The 18,714-nt window shown below is 69.0% G+C and carries 19 protein-coding genes; 10 read left to right on the plus strand and 9 right to left on the minus strand.

Annotation, left to right across the window (positions count from 1 at the left end):
• Window positions 1–298: 298 nt before the first annotated feature.
• Window positions 299–1,441, plus strand: a complete 1,143-nt coding sequence (locus ACFIMZ_RS27525; RefSeq protein WP_431822633.1) for a porin — start codon at window positions 299–301, stop codon at window positions 1,439–1,441.
• Window positions 1,442–1,656: 215 nt separating this feature from the next.
• The gene (locus ACFIMZ_RS27530; RefSeq protein WP_431822634.1) at window positions 1,657–1,962 is read left to right on the plus strand and encodes a DUF4148 domain-containing protein; all 306 of its coding nucleotides are present in this window, start codon (window positions 1,657–1,659) and stop codon (window positions 1,960–1,962) included.
• 116 nt (window positions 1,963–2,078) lie between these two features.
• Here ACFIMZ_RS27530 and ACFIMZ_RS27535 read toward each other — a convergent pair whose 3' ends face one another.
• Window positions 2,079–3,026: a LysR family transcriptional regulator gene (locus tag ACFIMZ_RS27535; RefSeq protein ID WP_431822635.1), complete on the minus strand. Its 948-nt coding sequence runs from the start codon at window positions 3,024–3,026 to the stop codon at window positions 2,079–2,081.
• Window positions 3,027–3,227: 201 nt separating this feature from the next.
• Here ACFIMZ_RS27535 and ACFIMZ_RS27540 point away from each other — a divergent pair, with 201 nt between their 5' ends.
• Together ACFIMZ_RS27540 and ACFIMZ_RS27545 are read left to right on the plus strand one after the other, a co-directional pair.
• A complete protein-coding gene (locus ACFIMZ_RS27540; RefSeq protein WP_431822636.1) occupies window positions 3,228–5,411 on the plus strand; it encodes an FUSC family protein in 2,184 nt (727 codons plus the stop codon).
• 130 nt (window positions 5,412–5,541) lie between these two features.
• On the plus strand, window positions 5,542–5,754 hold the full coding sequence (locus ACFIMZ_RS27545; RefSeq protein WP_431822637.1) for a hypothetical protein: 213 nt from the start codon (window positions 5,542–5,544) through the stop codon (window positions 5,752–5,754).
• Window positions 5,755–5,893: 139 nt separating this feature from the next.
• On the opposite strand, the gene ACFIMZ_RS27550 is transcribed toward ACFIMZ_RS27545, so the two are convergent.
• Together ACFIMZ_RS27550 and ACFIMZ_RS27555 are read right to left on the minus strand one after the other, a co-directional pair.
• Window positions 5,894–7,003, minus strand: a complete 1,110-nt coding sequence (locus ACFIMZ_RS27550) for a P1 family peptidase (protein ID WP_431822638.1) — start codon at window positions 7,001–7,003, stop codon at window positions 5,894–5,896.
• 35 nt (window positions 7,004–7,038) lie between these two features.
• Entirely contained in the window at window positions 7,039–8,445 is a 1,407-nt protein-coding gene (locus tag ACFIMZ_RS27555; RefSeq protein WP_431822639.1) for an APC family permease, read from the minus strand.
• A gap of 123 nt (window positions 8,446–8,568) precedes the next feature.
• On the opposite strand from ACFIMZ_RS27555, the gene ACFIMZ_RS27560 reads away from it, so the two are divergent.
• Complete coding sequence (locus ACFIMZ_RS27560) at window positions 8,569–9,369, plus strand: helix-turn-helix transcriptional regulator (protein WP_431822640.1); 801 nt, start codon at window positions 8,569–8,571, stop codon at window positions 9,367–9,369.
• Between the two features lie 75 nt (window positions 9,370–9,444).
• Here the strand turns inward: ACFIMZ_RS27560 and ACFIMZ_RS27565 are convergent, their stop codons facing one another.
• Window positions 9,445–10,872, minus strand: coding sequence for a cytochrome P450 (locus tag ACFIMZ_RS27565; protein ID WP_431822641.1), 1,428 nt, complete (start codon window positions 10,870–10,872; stop codon window positions 9,445–9,447).
• An 87-nt stretch (window positions 10,873–10,959) separates the two neighbouring features.
• Between ACFIMZ_RS27565 and ACFIMZ_RS27570 the strand changes: the two genes are divergently transcribed.
• Window positions 10,960–11,898: a helix-turn-helix domain-containing protein gene (locus tag ACFIMZ_RS27570; RefSeq protein ID WP_431822642.1), complete on the plus strand. Its 939-nt coding sequence runs from the start codon at window positions 10,960–10,962 to the stop codon at window positions 11,896–11,898.
• A 30-nt stretch (window positions 11,899–11,928) separates the two neighbouring features.
• On the opposite strand, the gene ACFIMZ_RS27575 is transcribed toward ACFIMZ_RS27570, so the two are convergent.
• The 3 genes from ACFIMZ_RS27575 to ACFIMZ_RS27585 are packed head-to-tail and all read right to left on the minus strand — an operon-like array spanning window position 11,929 to window position 14,156.
• Window positions 11,929–13,260, minus strand: coding sequence for a carotenoid oxygenase family protein (locus tag ACFIMZ_RS27575; protein WP_431822643.1), 1,332 nt, complete (start codon window positions 13,258–13,260; stop codon window positions 11,929–11,931).
• 4 nt (window positions 13,261–13,264) lie between these two features.
• Window positions 13,265–13,894: a DUF2239 family protein gene (locus ACFIMZ_RS27580; protein ID WP_431822644.1), complete on the minus strand. Its 630-nt coding sequence runs from the start codon at window positions 13,892–13,894 to the stop codon at window positions 13,265–13,267.
• A gap of 55 nt (window positions 13,895–13,949) precedes the next feature.
• Window positions 13,950–14,156 (minus strand): hypothetical protein, encoded by a 207-nt coding sequence (locus ACFIMZ_RS27585; protein ID WP_431822645.1) that lies wholly within the window; start codon window positions 14,154–14,156, stop codon window positions 13,950–13,952.
• Between the two features lie 4 nt (window positions 14,157–14,160).
• On the opposite strand from ACFIMZ_RS27585, the gene ACFIMZ_RS27590 reads away from it, so the two are divergent.
• From ACFIMZ_RS27590 to ACFIMZ_RS27600, 3 genes are all read left to right on the plus strand, one after another.
• The gene (locus ACFIMZ_RS27590; RefSeq protein ID WP_431822646.1) at window positions 14,161–15,045 is read left to right on the plus strand and encodes a LysR substrate-binding domain-containing protein; all 885 of its coding nucleotides are present in this window, start codon (window positions 14,161–14,163) and stop codon (window positions 15,043–15,045) included.
• Between the two features lie 164 nt (window positions 15,046–15,209).
• Complete coding sequence (locus ACFIMZ_RS27595) at window positions 15,210–16,142, plus strand: AEC family transporter (protein WP_431822647.1); 933 nt, start codon at window positions 15,210–15,212, stop codon at window positions 16,140–16,142.
• Between the two features lie 55 nt (window positions 16,143–16,197).
• Window positions 16,198–17,130 carry a DMT family transporter gene (locus ACFIMZ_RS27600; RefSeq protein ID WP_431822648.1) on the plus strand — a complete coding sequence of 311 codons (933 nt, stop codon included), beginning with the start codon at window positions 16,198–16,200 and terminating at the stop codon, window positions 17,128–17,130.
• A 43-nt stretch (window positions 17,131–17,173) separates the two neighbouring features.
• Here ACFIMZ_RS27600 and ACFIMZ_RS27605 read toward each other — a convergent pair whose 3' ends face one another.
• Entirely contained in the window at window positions 17,174–17,545 is a 372-nt protein-coding gene (locus ACFIMZ_RS27605; protein ID WP_431822649.1) for a DUF4180 domain-containing protein, read from the minus strand.
• Window positions 17,546–17,614: 69 nt separating this feature from the next.
• Window positions 17,615–18,028 (minus strand): helix-turn-helix domain-containing protein, encoded by a 414-nt coding sequence (locus tag ACFIMZ_RS27610; protein ID WP_431822650.1) that lies wholly within the window; start codon window positions 18,026–18,028, stop codon window positions 17,615–17,617.
• Window positions 18,029–18,299: 271 nt separating this feature from the next.
• Here ACFIMZ_RS27610 and ACFIMZ_RS27615 point away from each other — a divergent pair, with 271 nt between their 5' ends.
• The gene (locus ACFIMZ_RS27615) at window positions 18,300–18,674 is read left to right on the plus strand and encodes a COG4315 family predicted lipoprotein (protein WP_431822651.1); all 375 of its coding nucleotides are present in this window, start codon (window positions 18,300–18,302) and stop codon (window positions 18,672–18,674) included.
• Window positions 18,675–18,714: the final 40 nt, after the last annotated feature.

Consider the following 18,714-nt stretch of genomic DNA (forward strand, 5'->3'; position numbering starts at 1 on the left):
ATCGAGGTCGTGGACGCCCATTCTCCGCGCGAGCGCCGTGCCAATCAACCGCCGTCCGGCCGAATGCGCGTGTTGCAAGCGCGCGACAACCCGGCGGCGCACGCAACGGGCCGCGCGCATGCCACCGCGCGCACACGGCCAGCCTGTCGGCAGGCGTGACGATACATGGCAGTTTTGTGAAGCACTCTTGCTGGATCTGCAACGGAGCTGTCGCGCCGGACCGCCGAAATCTCCGCGTCCGCGTCCCTATACTTGCGCCGAACTTTTTGTCCGCAGTCCCACACGCAGGAGCCTTTACGTGAAAAAAACCCTTCTCGCCGGCGCAGCCGCCGCCGCCCTGTTCGCCCCGCTCGCGCACGCACAGAGCTCGGTCACGCTGTACGGCCTGATCGATGCCGGCATCGTCTACACCAACAACGCCGGCGGCGCGTCGATGTGGCGCATGAACAGCGGCACCGTCAACGGCAGCCGCTTCGGCCTGCGCGGCACCGAGGATCTCGGCGGCGGCCTGAAGGCGCTGTTCGTGCTCGAGAACGGCTTCAACGTCAACAACGGCTCGCTCGGCCAGGACGGCAAGCTGTTCGGCCGCCACGCCTACATCGGCCTCAGCGAAAGCGGCTACGGCACGCTGACGCTCGGCCGCCAGTACGACACGATGGTCGACTTCGTCGCGCCGCTGTCGGCCACCTCGGGCGACTTCGGCGACGCGAGCTTCGCGCATCCGTTCGACAACGACAACCTGAACCACTCGCTGCGCATCAACAATGCGGTCAAGTACACGAGCGACACGTACGCGGGCTTCAAGGTCGGCGCGATGTACGCGTTCTCGAACGCGACGAACTTCGGCGCGAACCGCGCGTACAGCGTCGCGGCGAGCTACACCAACGGCCCGCTGAAGCTCGCGGGCGCGTACCTGCAGATGAACGGCACGAAGGGTTCGACGAGCGCGAGCCCCGGCGCGACCGACGTCGCCGAAGCGAAGAGCCTGAACCAGGGCGGCTGGTCGATCGGCTCGGACCGCATGCGCTCGTATGGCGGCGGCATCAACTACGCGTTCGGCCCGGCCACCGTCGGCTTCGTGTACACGCGCTCGCAATACGACAACACCGGCTCGTTCGGCTCGACCGGCCAGATCGCGTTCAACAACTACGACGTGAACGTGCGCTACGCGGTGACGCCGGCGTTCAGCCTCGGCGCGGCGTACGTGTACACGGATGCCAGCGTGTCGAACCCGGACAGCAAGCACGGCACCGACCCGAAGTGGCACCAGGTCGACCTGCAGGCCGTCTACAAGCTGTCGCGCCGCACCGACGTATACGCGGAAGCGATGTACCAGCATGCGTCCGGCCGCGGCTACCAGGCGTTCATCAACGGGTCGGGCGGCGCGTCGAGCACGTCGAACCAGATCGTCGGCACGATCGGCATGCGCACGCGCTTCTGAGCGCAGTCGCGACACGCGAAACCCGCCTGCGAAGGCGGGTTTTTCTTTTTCGGCATGCAGAACGGTGTGCGGTGCGCGCCCGCAATGTTGCTCGTTCTGGAAGGCAGCCTGCCTGGAATCGGGGTTTTTACGCGCATGAGCGCTGCGTAGACTTCAGTCAACGGTTCGGACCACTCGCTAATTGCCGGACCGCATCGAACATCCTGGAGGAAATCGTGAAATCGCTCGTCGTCACCGCAGCCGCCGCAGCCGTCCTGCTTGCCGCGCCCACCCTGTCGTTCGCCCAGTCGGCGAAGTCGCCCGTCACGCGCGCGCAGGTGCTGCAGGAGCTGTACGACCTTGAATCCGTCGGCTACAACCCGTCGCTCGGCGACGCCGGCAACTATCCGGACGACATCATGGCCGCGCAGGAGCGTCTTGCCGCCAAGCGCCTCGCCGAACGCAAGGCCGGCGCAGCCGCATACGGTCCGGCCGGCGCGGCGGGCGCGGAATCGGGCGCGGTCGCGAAGCCGGCGCTGTAAGCATCACGCACGTCGCCCCGCAAGCGCCGCAGTGCGCATGCGGGGCAATGTGCCCGAACGATGGAAATCGCCAAAGCGCGCGCCTGACGCGCGCGCATGCAGCGCAACGCCGCTGATTACGCGGCCTGCTGCTCCCGGCCGAGCGCCGCCAGCATTTCGACGTCGTGCGCGATCATGTCCGGTACCTGGGCGCGCAGCAGCTCGACCCAGGTCCGCACTTTCGCGTCGACGAACCGGCGTGACGGATACAGCGCATAGACGTTCATCTTCTGCAGGATATGGTCCGGCAGCACGCGCACGAGCGTGCCCTCGCGCAGCGCGTCGATCGACGAATACACCGGCAGCATCCCGATGCCGATGCCGTCGCGGATCGCGAGCGCGAGCGATTCGGCCGTGTTGGTCTGCACCGGCCCCGTCACGTGGATCTGTTCGACGCCGCCCGGCCCTTCGAGCAGCCATTCGTGCGTCGGGAACGCGGGCGTGCACAGCGTCAGGCACTGGTGCGCGCCAAGCTCCTGCGGACGCGTCGGCGCGCCATGCTGGCGCACGTAGTCCGGCGACGCGCACAGGATGCTGAACGTCGAGCCGAGCAAATGCGACACGAGCTCCGAATCGGGCAGCGACGACGCGGTCACGACCGCCATGTCGCTGGTGCCGTCGAACAGGTCGGGCATCCGCTGCGACAGCGACAGCTCGATCGACACGTCCGGATATTGCGCGTGATAGCGCGTCAGCGCAGGCATCACGTAGTGATGGCCGACGCTTGCGAAGCTGTGCATGCGCAGCACGCCGGCCGGCCGCTCGTGCGCGCAGCTCGCTTCCTCTTCCGCGCGATCGACGTCGGCGAGGATCTGCCGGCAGCGCCGCAGATAGCTTTCGCCGGCGGACGTCAGCGCGAGGCGGCGCGTCGAGCGGTTCATCAGGCGGGTGCGCAGCCGCGCCTCGAGCTCCGACACCGCGCGCGACATCGCGCCCGTCGTCGAATTCAGCGATTGCGCGGCGGCGGTGAAGCTGCCCGTCTCGACGACGCGCGTAAACACCCGCATGTTTTGAAGCGTATCCATTCCTGTGAACCACCTGTGTCGGAACCGCTATTTTCCTCCACGGAATGCGATGCATTGTTACGCCGCCTGCAACTATCGTTTCCCCGGCGCTGCGTTAATGTGCGCGCGCCGCGCTCCTACAATCGGCGCCTCACCAGTCGAACAGGCGCGTTCGGCCGAGCCGCGGCACGCCGCCCGGCACGGTGCGCGCCCTCTCTTGTCATGAAGCCACAACCTGCGATCGAGCCCCCTGCCGCCGGATTCCAACGAGCGGGACGCTGGCTCGATCCGCTCGGCAAGGCGGCGCGCGACTGGGCCGCGAGCGACGGGCTGATCTGGCTGCACCTCGCCAAGACCGTGTGCGCGGCGCTGCTCGCGATGGGCATCGCGATGCAGCTCGAGATGTCGCAGCCGCGCACCGCGATGACGACCGTGTTCGTGCTGATGCAGCCGCTGTCCGGCATGGTGTTCGCGAAAAGCTTCTACCGGGTGCTCGGCACGGCGGCCGGCCTCGTCGCCGCGCTGGCGCTCGGCGGGCTGTTCGCGCAGCAGCCCGAGCTGTACATGGCCGGCATCACGCTGTGGGTCGGCGGCTGCATCGCGCTCGCGGTGCGCAACCGCCACTTCCGCTGGTACGGCTTCGTGCTCGCCGGCTACACGGCCGCGCTGATCGGGCTGCCCTCGGTGATGACGCCGCAGACGCTGTTCCAGTCCGCGCTGACGCGCGCGGCCGAAGTCGCGCTCGGCATCGTCTGCTCCGGCGTCGTCAGCGCGCTGATCCTGCCGCTCAGCTCGGCGAAGGCGCTGATGCGCTCGCTGAGCGCGCGTCACGCGAAGTTCGTCGCGTTCGCGTCCGGCGCACTTGCGGGTGACATCGAGCGCGGCGGGTTCGAACGCCAGTTCGCCGATTTCGTCGACGAGATCGTCGGCTTCGAGGCCAACCGCGCGTTCGCGTCGTTCGAGGACCCGCACATCCGTGCTCGCAGCCGCCGGCTCGCGCGGCTCAACAGCGAGTTCATGAATGCATGCACGCGGCTCCATGCGCTGCACCAGCTGCTCAAGCGCCTGCGCGAGAGCCGCGCGGACGCGGTGCTCGCGGCGCTCGCGCCGCACCTCGACGCGCTCGCGCGGCGGCTCGTCGCGCTCGATGTCGAGCTGAAACGCGGGCCGGCGCGCGCGACCGGCGCGTTGCTCGAGCTGCGCCGCCTCCACACCGCGCTGCCCAAGGCCGCGCGCGCGTCGCGCCGCGACCTCGAGGATCACGCGGCGGGCGGCCTGCTCGACTTCGATACGGCCGTCGAGCTGATGTATCGCTTCGTCGGCGAATTCCTCGGCTACGCGGACACCTATGCGTCGCTCGACGACGACGATCACGCGTTCGAGCGCTCGGTCACCCACTATGCGGTGAAGACCAATACGTTCTTCGTCGGCTTCACGTTCCTGCGCACGGTGGTCGCGGTCGGCGCGATGAGCTGCTTCTGGATCGCGTCTGAATGGTCGAGCGGCGCGCTGGCGGTCATCGGCGCCGCGATCGCGTGCGCGCTCAGCTCGACGTCGCCGCGCGCGCCGAAGTTCGTCGCGCAGATGGGCGCGGGCGCGGTGCTCGCGACGCTCGTCGGCTACCTGTTCCTGTGCTACGTGTATCCGAACATCGACGGCTTTCCGCTGCTGTGCGCGGCGCTTGCGCCGGTGCTCGGCTTCGGCGCGTTCCTCGCGATGCGGCCGGGCCTGTCCGGCTACGGGATCGGCTTCGCGGTGTTCTTCTGCCTGCTCGCCGGCCCCGACAACGTGATCGCGTACACGCCCGAGGTGCTGATCAACAACGGCATTGCGCTCGTCGTCGCGATGCTCGCGTGCTCCATCGTGTTCGCGGTCGTGTTCCCCACGCACATGCCGTGGCTCACCGGCCGCATCGCGCACGACCTGCGCCGCCAGGTGACGCTCGCGTGCGAAGGCGCGAGCGCCGGCCTCGCACAGCGCTTCCAGTCGAGCACGCACGACCTGATGGCGCAGCTGCGCACGCTGCTCGTCAGGCGCACGCGCCAGCATCGCGACGCGCTGCGCTGGATGCTCGCGACGCTCGAAGTCGGCCACGCGGTGATCGACCTGCGCGACGAAGTGCAGGCGTTCTCCGCGGCGAAACCGCCGCAGGCGCTGCGCTGGACCGCGTCGATCGACGCGGTGCTCGACACGCTGCCGCCGTTCTTCGACGATCCGACGCCACCCCGTCACGCGCGCACGCTGAAATCGGTGAACCTCGCGATCCGCGCGGCGCAGCACGCGCTGGTCGCGTGGCATGCGGTGCCCGACGAACGGCGCAGGATGCAGCGCATCGTCGGCTGCCTGCACTTCGTGCGCAGCGCGCTGCTCGACAAGGATGCGCCGTTCAACCGACATCGCCGTTGATCGCGTGCGACGCGCCATCCTTGTTCGGAATGCAAATAAGCTCTCCTGGCCGGGTGATTAATCTTTAGGCAGTGCGAGCCTATAGTTTGATCAAGCCAGCAAGACTGGTAACCCCCCAGGAGAAATCGAAATGAAGTCGCTGCATCTCGCCCTCGTTGCCCTGTCGCTCACCGCCGCCGTCGCGCACGCTCAGCCGGCCCCGGCCGAACAGGCCCAGCAACAGGCGAACCGCGCCGAAGCCGTACAGGCTGCCGGCCGCGTCGACCACGCGCAATCGAAGAAGGAAGATCCGAACGCCTGCGTCGGCCCGGTCAGCTTCTGCAACATCTACTTCGGCAGCTGAGCATGACGCCGCGTCGCGACGGCCATGCCCGCAGCGCCCTTCGCCGGCGCGCGGGCGTGCGCCGAAACGCCGGATCGCCGCCCCGCCTCACCTGCATCATCTGTTCGCGCCGCTTCGCCTGAACCGGCGCGCATCGCGCTTACGGCCCCCGCCCCGGCCGCCAGCCGACCTCGCGCAACGCATCCAGCAAGCGCGCCCCGCCCAGCCCTTCGACGCGCGCGCCGCTCGCTTCGACATCGCCGCCCGCGACGAGCGCATTCACGATCGCCTCCTCGACCGCCTCCGCCGCCGCGACGAACAGCGCGGAAATATGATCGTTGTTGACCATCCGCACGGCGGTCGTCGGCATGCCCTTGCGTCCGTAGTTCGCGGCCGGCAGCCCGTGATTGCCGGTCGCGAACGCGAGAAAGATATCGCCGCTCGAATCCTCGGTGCCGCCGCCGGCACGCGCGAGCCCCACGCTCGCGCGCTGCGCGAGGCGCGCGCACTGGTGCGGCAGCAACGGTGCGTCGGTCGCGAGCGTGACGACGATCGACCCCATCCCCGCCTCGCCGCGTGCGGCCGGCGCGCGGAACGGCGAATGCACGTGCCGCAGCACCTCGCCGACCGGATAGCCGGCCACGCGCAGCATCTCGCGGCAGCCGTAGTTCGCCTGCACCAGCGCGCCGACGGTCCAGCCGCCCGCGGCCGCGTCGAGCACCCGCGACGCGGTGCCGATGCCGCCCTTGAACTCGTGGCAGATCATCCCCGTGCCGCCGCCGACGCCGCCTTCCGCGACCGGCCCCGAGCGCGCGGCCGCGAGCGCCTGCTGCACGTGCGCCGCCGTCACGTGCTGCCCCCAGATGTCGTTGAGCAGGCCGTCGTAGGTTTCCATCACGACCGGCATGCACCAGTACACGCGGTCGCGCGCAGACGTGCGTTCGTTCGCGACGAGCGCGTCGCGAACGACGCCGACGCTGTGCGTGTTGGTGTATGCGATCGGCGTCGTCAGCATGCCGGCTTCGCGTATCCATTCGAGGCCCGTGGCGTCGCCGTTGCCGTTCAGCACGTGCACGCCCGCAAAGCACGGCGCGTCGTGCGCGGCGCCGGCGCGCGGCTCGATGATCGTGACGCCGGTGCGGACCGGCGCGTCGCCGGCGTCGGCGTTCAGCGTGCAGTGCCCGACCCGGACGCCGACGACGTCGGTAATCGCATTGAAGCGGCCCGGCGTGCCGAGTCCGATGCGGATGCCGAGATCCCTCGTGCGCATGTTGCCCTTCCTCCCGTGGTTGGTTCGATCGTCAGTCAGAGTGCGCGGAACGCGTCGCTGTGGCGCGCCCACATCGCATACATCGCGAGCGCGGCGACGAACAGCCCCGCGATGATGATCAGGTCGGTCGGCTTCGCCGACGTCGCCAGTGTCGTATAGAGCGTATACGCGGCGCCCGCCACCGCGACGAGCGGCGTCACCGGCCAGAACGGCATCCGGTAGTGATGCTCGACGTCGCGGCGCACGAAGCGGCTCGCGAGCGCCGCGAGGCCAACGACGAGATAGACGAGCAGCAGCAGGTCGACCGTGAACGCGGTCAGCTCGTCGAGGCTCGACACGAACACGAGGCCCGCCGACGGCACCGCGAGCGCGAGCGTCGCGAGCCACGGCGACTCGAGGCGCGGATGGATCGCCGAAAACGCGCGGTTGCAGCTTTGCGACCAGAGCGCGTGACGGCCGCTGCTGTACAGCAGGCGGCCCATCGTGATCACGATCGCGATGATCGCGTTGAACACCGACAGGAAGATGCCGCCGCTGACGACGCGCGACACGGCCGGGTGGCTGAGCGCGCTCACGACATAGCCGATCGGATCGGCGCTCTTCGACAGTTCGGTCAGCGACGGCGCGCCCAGCACGATCGCGGCCAGCGGCACGAGCTCGACGACGAGGATCACGATCAGCGAATAGAGGACCGCCTTCGCGACGTTGCGGTTGCCGCCGCGCAGGTCTTCCGCGAGGAACACCGCCGAGCCGAAGCCGTTGTAGCAGAAGATCGCGGTGCCGATCGCCGGCACGATCGCGGCCGCCGTGGCGGGCGCCAATGCGCCGCCGCTCGCGACGACCGGATGGATCAGCGCCTCGGCGCCGCGGTGCGGCGCGCCGAAGCCGAGCCCCGCGATCAGCATCAGCACGCCGATTTCGACGACCAGGAACGCGCCTGTGATCCACGCGTTGGTCCTGATGTTGAGCATGCCGAGCACGTAGCCGAGCAGCACGATCGTCAGCGCGACCGACTGGTTGCCGAAGCGCGTGCCGAGCGCGTTGTTCAGGTACGGCGCGGCGCCGCTCGCGAGCACGGCCGGAATGAACACGCTGACGGACAGCACCGCGATGAAGGTCAGGTAGCCGGGCAGCGTGCCGAACACGCGCTTGGCCATCACGTATTCGCCGCCGGCGCTGCGATGCGCGGCGCTCAGCTCCGCATAGCAGAGCGCGAAGGCGAACGCGAGCACGCCGCCGAGCAGGAACGACAGCACCGCGCCGCTGCCCGCCTGCTGGATCGCGAACGGCGCGATCACGAAGATCGAGCTCGCGGGCGTCACGCCCGACACGGTGATCATCACCGCGTCGCGCACGCTGAGCGTCTGCGCGAGCGCGCGCGGCGCATCGCTGGTTGCGGGCGACGCCTGCATCGCGTCCGTCGATTCCGACATCATCGCCATCTTGCTCTCCTGTGCCGCGTTTTTTTGAACGCCCATACTCGGGGCCACCAGATGCGTGGCAGTCTAGGAAGACAATTTCAGGACTGCTATTCCCCCTTCGTGTTACGCCCTTCCGGTGGTGGTATGGATCGTCTCTTTTCGGAAATCGCGATGCACCAGGCGCTCGGCCGCGCGATCGACCATCTCGGCCAGCCGCGTTTCTGGCGTTTCCTGGTGCTGCTGCTCAACGAGATGGCGCCGTTCGACAACGCGCTCGCGACCGCGATCGGCCGCGACGGCGTGCCGGTCGTGCTCGACGAATATGACACCGGCGGGACGGACAAGCCGTCGCCGGTGCCGCTTTACCTCAACGGGTTATATCTGCTCGATCCGTTTCTGCAGGCCGCGCACGACGGGCTCGGCGACGGGTGCTATCGGCTCGAGGAAGTGGCGCCCGACCTGTTCCGGCAGAGCGACTATTTCCTGAGTTATTTCCGCGATGCGGTCGGGGAGGACGAGATCCAGATTCTGGTGCGGGCGCAGCCGGACCTGCTGCTGTCGTTGTCGCTTGGCGGGGCAAGCCGCTTCGACGTCGAGCCGCTCGGCAAGCTGACGGCCGCAATGCCGTGGGTGCTCGCGACGATCCGCCAGCACTGGAGGCTGGTCGGCGACGCCGCGCGCGCGGCGCCCGACGGCGATCTCGGCGCGCGCGTCGAGCAGGCGCTCGCGCGGTTCGGCGCGGATCGGCTGACCGAGCGCGAAATGGCGATCGCCCGGATGGTGCTGCGCGGCAATTCGTCGAAGGCGATCGCCGAACGGCTCGCGATTTCGCCGGAAACCGTGAAGGTGCATCGGCGGCATCTGTACGCGAAACTCGGGATTTCGTCGCAACCGGAGCTGTTTTCGCGGTTCATTCAGGCGTTGGGGGAGCAGGACTCGCCGTGACGGACCGGTCGGCGGGACCGCCGCCGTCGACGCGAAGCCGGTGATTCGCGCAGCGCGGCCAGCCGTAGCGCTGATTCAGGCCGCCCCCGGGCCGATCGCCGCGATCCCGAGCCGCAACGGCCGGTCCGGCCGCAGCGTGACGTTCAGCACGGGCCGCGGCGCGGCCATCCCCGGCGGCACCGACAGCGCGAAACGCTGCAGCAGCATCGCGGCGACGACGGTCATCTCGGTCGTCGCCAGATGCTGCCCGAGACAGACCCGCGGCCCCGTGCCGAAAGGCATGTACGCACCGCGCGGCACGGCCGGCGCAGCCTCGCCGAAGCGCTCGGGCCGGAATGCGGCCGGCTCGGGGAACCATCTCGGGTCGTCATGCATGAGCTGCAGCGGCAGCATGAACAGCGTCCGCGCGGGCAACTGCCATCCGCCCAATGCAATCGGTCGCAACGCGCGACGGCTGATCAGGATCGGCGCCGACGGATAGAGGCGCAGCGTCTCTTCGAGCGTCTGCGTCAGATAGCGCAGCGACGGCCGCGTCTCCGCCGTCGGCGCGCGGCCGCCCAGCACGCGCTCGACTTCTTCCCGCGCGGCGTCCTGGGCCGCCGGATTCGACGCCATGCACCAGGCCCACCACGTCAGCGACGCCGCCGTCGTTTCGTGTCCGGCCAGGAACGCCGTCATGCATTCGTCGTGCACCGCCCGCAACGGCCAGGTGTGCGCGTTCGCCCGGTGCAGGCGCAACAGCCGGGACAGCAGGTCGTCGGGCCACGCGCTGTCCGGCACGTCGAGACGCGCGTGCAGCTGCCGATCGATCAAGCCGTTCAGCACCGCCAACGCCCGTGCCTTGCGCCGCTTCCACGGCATCCAGTCCGGCGCGCTCCACGGCTGGTAGAACTCGGCGTTGGCCGCCGCGCTCACCGTACGCACGGCCGCCTCGGCAGCACGCGCGTCGTCGCCGATGGCATCGGAGAACATCGTTCGCACGATCACGTCCATCGCCAGCGACGTCAGCGCGCTTTCGATCGGCCAGCTTGGATCGTGCGCGGGCCACTGCGCAAGCGCATGGCCCGCGGTCGCCGCGATCGTCGGGACGAAGCCCTGGACCGCCTTCGGCATGAAGCCCGGCTGCAGCGCGTGCCGCTTGTCGCGCCATGCGCCGTCCTCGGCGATCAGCACGCTGTGTCCGTGGACCTGCCCGAATACGCGAATGCCGCGCTCCCACCTCACCAGCGCGTCATGATGCGTGACCAGCAGTTCGCGCACGAGCTGCGGCTCGGTGACCACGACCGCATGCTCGGGCCACATGCGCAGGTGCACGACGTCGCCGTACGTCCGCCGCCATCCGGCCAGCGTGCCGAGCAGGTCGCGCGACATGTCGCGCAGCAGCCCCCACCCCGTCAGGCCGGCGCGCGGCCCCGGCGGCCACACGCCGGGCGGGTGAAGCACGGGCGCGGGCGATGGCGCGTCCGCGTGGAACGGGCATTGGGTATGTGATTGCGTGTTCATGCGGCGCATTGTCCGCGCGCCCGGATCGCCGGTCTTGAACGCAAACGACATCGACACGCGTGTTGCGCCTCCCTATACTGCGCGGTCATGTCCTCCGACCCGCTGCCGACCTTGCCGCCGTGCCCCGATCCGTTCACGCGCGCCCCCCGCGCGCCGAACGGCGGCCGGCCGCCTCACGGCCGGCTGTATCCCGCGCCACCGGCGTTGCACGGCGCGGTCGTCGCGATCGTCTGCCGCGACACGCGCGGCGTCGCGCTGAGCGACGCACAAAACCTGACCCACTTCGCGGCATCGCCGCTCGTGTGCCTGTCCTGGTATCGCGAACTCGGCGTGGGGCTCGTCGAACGCACGGCGGACGGCCCGCGCTGGCAGCCGTTCGGCGCCACCGTGATGCTTTCCGGCAGCCAGTCGCGGCCGCTGGCGAGCTGGGCGCCGACGACCGGACGCGGCGGCATCGCGTGTTTCACCGCCGATGCCGCGCAAGCGCTGTTCGGCGTCACGCTGCCAACGATCCACGATCGCTTTCTCGATGCGCGCGAACTGCTCGGCGACGACTGGCGGCCGCTCTGCGATGCACTGTCCGGCGCCGATGACGATGCGGCCACGCTGGCCGCGCTGGAGCGGCATCTCGCGCCGCGCTGGCGCGCGCTTCGGGGTGAACGCTCAGGGCTGACGTCGCTGCGCGACGCAGGCCGGCACTGGGTCGGACGCCTCGCGTGGCAGGCGCGCGAATGGCGGCGCACGCAAAGTCCGCGTCAGGTCGAGCGCCGCATCAAATCCTACAGCGGTCGATCGCTGCGCGAGTGGCAGGCGCTCGTCAGGACCGAAAGCCTGTTCTTCGCGGCGCGCGACCGATACGAGACCGGGCATCCGTTCGACTGGGCGACGCTGGCGCTCGACGAAGGATTCGCCGATCAGGCCCATCTGAGCCGGACGTCCAAGCGCATCACCGGGTTCTCGCCAAGCGAGTTCGCGCAGCGCTTCGCCGACGACGAGTCGTTCTGGCTGTATCGGCTGTGGGTTTGACGGGCGCGACCTGCGCGGCGTGTCCGCGGGTCAGCGCTTGCCGGGCACCCACGCGCCATGGAATCCCGCCGGCACGCGCCTCGGCAGGTGGACGGTCGCAACCGGCCCGCGCTCGATGCAGCGCGCGTCGAGAATGACGAGGTCACTGGTATCGGTCGCGCGACGGTACACCCATGCGAGCACCCAGCCGTCGTCTTCAGCGGACGATCCGGCACGGGACACGAACACCGGCTCGCTGTTCTGGTCGCCTTCGGGCACGTCGTAACGTGCGACCGCTCCTCGCTCGAGGTCGTAGCGGACGATGCCGCGAAGTTCGGCACTGGTCGGCTGTTCGGCCGCATAGACGAATCTGTATGCGTCGCCCGTCCGGTCTTCATTGATGCGCGGCATTTCGATGCCCACTTCCCCAATCTGCATCTCGGCGACCGTTCCTCTGTCGAGGTCGATCACGTAGCGCCACAGCACGCCCACCGGGTTGTCCTCGAACGTGCCGGGATGCTGGCCGATCCGCAGGAACCACGGGTATCGCACCGCATCGAGCACGATCGTCGCATCGTCCCCGTCATACGCATTCACGACGTGCTGGATGAAGCATGGCGCGATGTCGAACCAGCGCACCTCGCCGCCGTGACGCGGAATCACGCCGAGACGCGCCCGGCGCTCGCCGTGCCAGCGCAGCGGCATCCGGTGTCCGTGCGACAGCATCGAGAAGTCGTAGCCGACATTGAGGTCGAGCAGGATGCTGTGGGTCGCGGTGATCGCCATGTCGTGCATCATCGACGGCGCCGGCACGTCGATTTCGACGTCGACGGTCTGCCGGCCCTGCGCGTCATGCACGCCGTAACGCAGCCACGGCGCCTGCCAGTGCGCGCGGAACGACATCAGTTCGCCGGTGCGCGGATCGACTTTCGGATGCCCGGTCATGCCGCCCGCGAGCCCCGCATGCCGCGCCGGAACGTTGAACGCGTCGAGGTCGCCGTCGATCGCCAGCGGCATGCCGCCTTCGGCCAGCGCCAGCAGTTCCCCCGCGTGCCGCAGCACGTTCACGCTCGGATTGGTGTCGGGCAGCGACGCCGCCCGCTCCGGCGCGTACACGTCCGCCCAGCGCCGCGTGCGGGCCCACCGGTTGCAGTAGCCGGTCGCGCGGCCGGCCTCGAACGAAAGTGCATGCAGCATCGCGGATTCCGGCCACCACGACAGCACGTCGTTGCCGGTGAAGCGGCCGCGCAGCGGATTCGGGCCGTTGCGCAGCAGGGTCCCGTCGAGGTCGCACGGGATGCGCCCGGTGACGCGGAGGTCATGAAGATCGACTTCATCCGCGACCGGCGCCACCGCGCCGCTATTCAGATCGAATGTGGTCATGCAGTCAGGATTCCAGCGGATGATCGTCGGCCGCGCCCGGCGGGATCTTGCCGAGCACGAGTGCGAGCGCGTGATCGCGCACGTCGTCGGGCCACGCCGCGATCAGTTCGTCCAGCCGGGCATGATCGTTCGCGTAAAGCGCGCGCGCCGCCTCCTCGAAGCCGGGCAGGTCGCCCCCGATCGCCGACATGAAGTGATAGGCCCGATCCTTCGCCGCGCGGCTGCGGTCTTCCGTCGCCCGCGCGCGCCGGGCTTCGTCGACGAGCTTGCGCAACGCGACCGACGCGCCGCCGGGTTGCGCGCCCAGCCAGTCCCAATGGCGCGGCAGCAGCGTGACCTCCCGCGCCACCACGCCGAGCTTCGGGCGGCCGCGGCCGCGCGGCTCGTCCGCGCGGGCCTGCGCGTCGGTGGGCGCGGACGCGTCTTCTCGCGGCGGTTCGAAGCGCGCGCGGATTTCATCGTCCGAGCCACGCATGTCGATGTCGATCGAGCGGCCGGTCGTGTCGTCGAAGATCACCACCGTGGCGGCGGAACCCGCGTCGATCGCCCGTCTGACCGTGAGCGCGACCGTAGCGAGCGGACCTGTGGCGAGCCGCCGATAGCCTTCGAAAGCGGTATACGAACCGGGATGCATGTTGTCCCTCCTATCCATCGTGAAGTCGAAAGGCTGCTTTATACCCGGGTATAAATCATTCGTCAATATTATCCGGGTACAAATATGCAGCCGTCGCAGCGCCTCGGTTGCCCGATTGATGGCGCGCGGGCATGATGAGTCCGAGCCGGCGCGCTGCCGCCCCTTTTTTTGTCGGGCGTGCGGCCGGCAAGCGGATCGATCGCAGCCCGATCCGTTTGGCGCGTCCGTCGGCGTCGATCGATCCGGCTGCCCACGTCAGCATGTCCATGTCCTTACGCGCATTCAGAACGCTGGTGGCGATCGCCCGCTACCGGACCTTCGCCCGGGCCGGCGAGGCCATCGGGCTCACGCAATCGGCGGTGAGCCTGCAGATCAAGACGCTCGAAAGCGAATTCAACGTCCAGCTGTTCGACCGCTCGCGCAGGCAGCCCGCGCTGACCGAGGCGGGCCGCATCCTGGTCGCGCAAGCCGAGCAGATCCTCGCGATGGTCGACCGGATTCCCGACGCGCTCAGCGACGAACAGAAGCTGGTCGGCCGCCTGCGGATCGGCGCGATCCAGACCGCGCTGGCCGGCCCGCTGCCCGACGCGCTGCTCGCGCTGCGTCACGCGCATCCGTCGCTGCGCGTGCACGTGTCCGCCGGGATGTCGGCGGAACTCGCGCAGCGCGTCGCCGCCGGCGAGCTCGATGCGGCGATCACGACGCACCCCGTCAAACCCCACCCGGCCGAACTGACCTGGACGCCGCTCTACGAGGATCGCTTCTGGCTGCTCGCCCCGCCGCACTGCACGGAGCGGGACGCGGGCGCGCTGCTCGAAGCGCTGCCGTTCATCCGCTTCGATGCGCAGGCGTGGGCGGGCCGCATGATAGCAGCGGAGCTGCGCCGGCTCGGCGTGCGGGTGCGCGAGGAAATGGTCCTGGACAGCACGGAGACGATCGTCCGCATGGTCGCGCGAGGCCTGGGCGCCGCGATCGTCGCGCTCTCCGATTCGACGCTCGCGCGCCTGCCCGCGGTGACGCGGTTGCCGTTCGGCGAGCCGCAAATGGCGCGCGCCGTCGTGCTGCTCGAACATCAGTCGCGCCCGGCGGAGCGCTTCGCCCGCGCGCTGGCCGCGGAAGTCACCGCGTCATCCATGATAATTTCTCATTGAACGCACGATAATTAACAATTATTCCTGTTGCCCGTGCGTGTTAACTTGGCGGCGTCGCCACTCGCTCGAACGCTCGCCGCCATGCCGCACGCCGGACGGATTCCCGTATTGCCCCATCGCCCAGCCGCCTTGCCGGCGCGCGTGATTCGTGCGCGAGCGCAGCGATGATCGGCGCCGTCCTGCTCGCACTCGCGCCGGTCGCGCTGCTGGTCGCGCTCGGCCACGGGCTCAAGCGCACCGGCTTCGTGGGCGACGCGTTCTGGCCGTCGGCCGAGCGCCTCTGCTATTACGTGCTGTTGCCCGCGCTGTTCGCGCACGGGCTCGCGAGCGCCCGGCTGCAATCGCTCGCCGTGATGCCGCTCGCGCTCGCGCTGGTCGGCTCGACGGTGGCCGTGGCGGCAACGCTGCTGCTGATCCGCCCGTTCGTGCGGGTGGACGGCGCAGGCTTCACGTCGGTATTCCAGGGCGCGGTGCGCTTCAACAACTATGTGGGCGCATCGCTGGCCGCGGGCCTCTTCGGCGCCCAGGGCATTGCGCTGGCCGCCGTGTGCGTCGCCGTGATCGTCCCGACCGTCAACCTGATGTGCGTGCTGGTGTTCGCGCGCTACGGATCGACGCGCCTGGGAATCGTCGCGCTCGTGCGCCAGATCGTGTCGAATCCGCTGGTGGTTGCCTGCGCAATCGGCATCGCGATGCAGGCAAGCGGCGCGACGTTCCCGCCCGCGATCGAACCGGCCGTGCGCGCGCTCGGCGCCGCGTCGATGCCGCTCGGGCTGCTGTGCGTGGGCGCGGCATTGACGTTCGACGCCGCCCGCGCGTGGATGCAGCCGGTCTGCGTCGCGTCGGCGTTCAAGTTCGTCGCGATGCCGCTGCTCACACTGGTTGCGGGACGCGCGCTCGGGCTCGGCGACGCGGCCCTCACGGTGGCGCTGCTGTTCCAGGCGCTGCCGACATCGTCGGCGTCGTACCTGATGGCGCGCCAGTTCGGCGGCGACGCGCCGCTGATGGCCGGCATCACGGCGTTCCAGACGCTGTTCGCGACGATCGCGATGCCCGCCGTGCTGACGACGCTCGTTGCGGCGTCGACGCTGCGCTGATTCCGTCGGCGCGATCCGCTGCCCCCACGACTTTCCGTCCCACCTTGCCGAAAACATGAACGCTTCCGCCACGCCGGTCGCCGCAGCCAAAGCGCTGTCGCCCACCGGGATCTACGTCAAGCTCACCCTGGTCGCGCTGTTCTGGGGCGGCACCTTCATCGCGGGCCGCGTGCTCGCCGCGTCGCTGCCCGCGACGACGGCCGCGACCGGGCGCTTCGCGATCGCGGCCCTGTTGCTGGTCGGTCTGACATGGAAAGTCGAAGGCCGCCTGCCGAGGTTGAACGGCCGGCAGCTTCTGGCGACCTTCGCGCTCGGCGTGACGGGCATCTTTCTCTACAACCTGTGTTTCTTTGCCGCGCTGGCGCGCATGCCGGCGGGACGCACCGCGCTGTTCGTCGCGCTGAATCCGATCGCGACGGCGATCCTGCTGTCGGCCGTGTTCCGCGAGCGGCTCGCGCCGTCCCGCTGGGCCGGCATCGCGCTGGCGCTGTTCGGCGCGCTGGTCGTGATCAGCCGGGGACAGCTCGTGCTGGTCCTCACCGACCTGCACAGCACGTTCGGCGCCGGGGAGCGCTACATGCTGTGCGCGGTGGCCAGCTGGGCTGCCTACACCGTCATCGGCCGCTACGCGCTCGACGGGCTGTCACCGCTCGTGTCGACCACCTACGCGACGCTCTGGGGGCTTGCGCTGCTGATCGGCGCGAGCCTGCTGGACACGCACACGGGCGCGACCGCCCCGCTCACCTGGCAGGCTGCCGGCGCGATGGCGTATCTCGGCGCGGTCGGCACCGTCGTCGCGTTCGTCTGGTACTCGCAGGGCATCCGCGCACTGGGGCCGGCCCGCACCGCGGTGTTCACGAATCTCGTGCCGGTGTTCGGGGTCCTGCTGTCCGTGGTCCTGCTCGGCGAATCGCTGACGCGGTCGATGCTCGCCGGCGGCGTGCTCGTGATCGCGGGCGTCATGCTGACGAATCGCGTCGGCCGCTGATGCGCCACGCGGGTCATTGCCCGCGTGGCGAACGGCGAACGCGTCATGCCCCGGCCGCGAGCTTCTGTTCCAGCGCGGACACATGCGGGACGAACAGGACCGTGCGTCCGCGATTGCTTTCGTGGACGAACGCGCGCAGCGCCTGACTGCGCGCCAGCCAACCGTCGATGTCGCCGACGATCGCAAGGCCGATGCCGTAGTTCGTGAACTTCTGCGCGATGTTGCCCAGCAGGCGGGTTTCGAGCCGAAACAGGTCGTCATGCATGGTCGCGACCGGCACCGCGACCCAACCCGCTTCGTGCGACCATGCATCCCCGATCAACGTGATCGCGTCCGCTTCGCTCGCGAGGACCGTGTCGCGGTCCGCGCATACCAGCACGCATTGATCGCCGAGCTTGAGCACCTTCGAGGACATCGCCGTTACTCCGTGTTCCGTTGACAGAATCGGGCCTCGCGCCCGCGTGGTTTCCAGCGACTTGCCCGCTCAACCGCGAAACGACTGCAGCAAGGCGTCCAGCGTCTGAAGCAGCGCGGCGGTATCGCCGAGGGACGCGATGACGACGACCCTGATCCGGCTTCGCTCCGGATCGAAGATCGTTTCGAGATGCACGGCGCTGTCGCGCGCCGTCGGGGCGTTCAGCATGGCCTGCAAGCTCCTTGCCACGTACTGATGCAGCTCGGAGCGGGCGTCGGGCACGTCGACCACCGTGGTGACGCGGACGGGTTCCGGCTCGACCGCGTCCCCGGTGACGGCCGCAAGGTCCGCATGCCGGATCCGATAGGCCTTCCCGACGCGGCTCGCGTTCAGCTTCCCGTCCCGGATGAAGCGAAGAATGGTCTTCGGATGAAGACGGAGTTTTTGCGCCGCTTCGTCGACCGTGTAGAAAACGTCCTGCACGCTGGCTGGCCCTCGAATATATTCCCTATTGATCCTCATTCTATTATTTTTATGGAGCAATCAGGAATATTTATCGATGTGCAAGCCCACGCCCCTGCCAAAAACCGCCTATCGTGAATGAAGCGCCCCCGCGGTCCGCCGTCCGATCCGCTGCCGATCGCGCCAGCCGCCGCGGGCTGCTGCGTCGAGGCTTGCCGCATCGCGATCCCGGACCGCGCAGCCGCCACGCGCGAGCGATCGCGACCGCCGGCCGGACAACAAGGAGGCAATCATGAAAACCGCGCTTCTCGCCAGTTCCGCCCTGCTCGCCGTCGTATCGTCGTCGGCGTTGGCGCAGGGCGCCATCACCAGCGTCGAAAACGGCGCGCTCGTCGCCGCGAACGGGATGACCCTCTACAACTTCGACAAGGACAAGCCCAACGCCGGCGCCAGCGCGTGCACGGGCCAGTGCGAATCCTTCTGGCCGCCGTACAAGGCGAGCGCGACCGACGTGCCCGTCGGGCCGTATACGATCGTCAAGCGCGACGACGGCAGCCCGCAGTGGGCGTACAAGGGCAAGCCGCTGTATTTCTTCTCGAAGGACATGAAACAGGGCGAGCGCAATGGCGACAACTACAACAAGATGTGGCACGTCGTCGCGCCGTAGCCACGCGCAGCGCAAAAAAAAACGGCCGGATGACTCCGGC

This window comes from Burkholderia sp. F1 (genome assembly GCF_050813845.1).
In the GTDB taxonomy this organism is placed as follows: domain Bacteria; phylum Pseudomonadota; class Gammaproteobacteria; order Burkholderiales; family Burkholderiaceae; genus Burkholderia; species Burkholderia ubonensis.

Coding starts and splice junctions, on each gene's coding strand:
- ACFIMZ_RS27615 (WP_431822651.1), top strand. CDS start 18,300: ATGAAAACCGCGCTTCTCGCCAGTTCCGCCCTGCTCGCCGTCGTATCG.
- ACFIMZ_RS27590 (WP_431822646.1), top strand. CDS start 14,161: ATGTCCTTACGCGCATTCAGAACGCTGGTGGCGATCGCCCGCTACCGG.
- ACFIMZ_RS27595 (WP_431822647.1), top strand. CDS start 15,210: ATGATCGGCGCCGTCCTGCTCGCACTCGCGCCGGTCGCGCTGCTGGTC.
- ACFIMZ_RS27575 (WP_431822643.1), bottom strand. CDS start 13,260: ATGACCACATTCGATCTGAATAGCGGCGCGGTGGCGCCGGTCGCGGAT.
- ACFIMZ_RS27585 (WP_431822645.1), bottom strand. CDS start 14,156: ATGCTGACGTGGGCAGCCGGATCGATCGACGCCGACGGACGCGCCAAA.
- ACFIMZ_RS27540 (WP_431822636.1), top strand. CDS start 3,228: ATGAAGCCACAACCTGCGATCGAGCCCCCTGCCGCCGGATTCCAACGA.
- ACFIMZ_RS27605 (WP_431822649.1), bottom strand. CDS start 17,545: ATGTCCTCGAAGGTGCTCAAGCTCGGCGATCAATGCGTGCTGGTATGC.
- ACFIMZ_RS27560 (WP_431822640.1), top strand. CDS start 8,569: ATGGATCGTCTCTTTTCGGAAATCGCGATGCACCAGGCGCTCGGCCGC.
- ACFIMZ_RS27580 (WP_431822644.1), bottom strand. CDS start 13,894: ATGCATCCCGGTTCGTATACCGCTTTCGAAGGCTATCGGCGGCTCGCC.
- ACFIMZ_RS27550 (WP_431822638.1), bottom strand. CDS start 7,003: ATGCGCACGAGGGATCTCGGCATCCGCATCGGACTCGGCACGCCGGGC.
- ACFIMZ_RS27565 (WP_431822641.1), bottom strand. CDS start 10,872: ATGAACACGCAATCACATACCCAATGCCCGTTCCACGCGGACGCGCCA.
- ACFIMZ_RS27545 (WP_431822637.1), top strand. CDS start 5,542: ATGAAGTCGCTGCATCTCGCCCTCGTTGCCCTGTCGCTCACCGCCGCC.
- ACFIMZ_RS27535 (WP_431822635.1), bottom strand. CDS start 3,026: ATGGATACGCTTCAAAACATGCGGGTGTTTACGCGCGTCGTCGAGACG.
- ACFIMZ_RS27600 (WP_431822648.1), top strand. CDS start 16,198: ATGAACGCTTCCGCCACGCCGGTCGCCGCAGCCAAAGCGCTGTCGCCC.
- ACFIMZ_RS27555 (WP_431822639.1), bottom strand. CDS start 8,445: ATGGCGATGATGTCGGAATCGACGGACGCGATGCAGGCGTCGCCCGCA.
- ACFIMZ_RS27570 (WP_431822642.1), top strand. CDS start 10,960: ATGTCCTCCGACCCGCTGCCGACCTTGCCGCCGTGCCCCGATCCGTTC.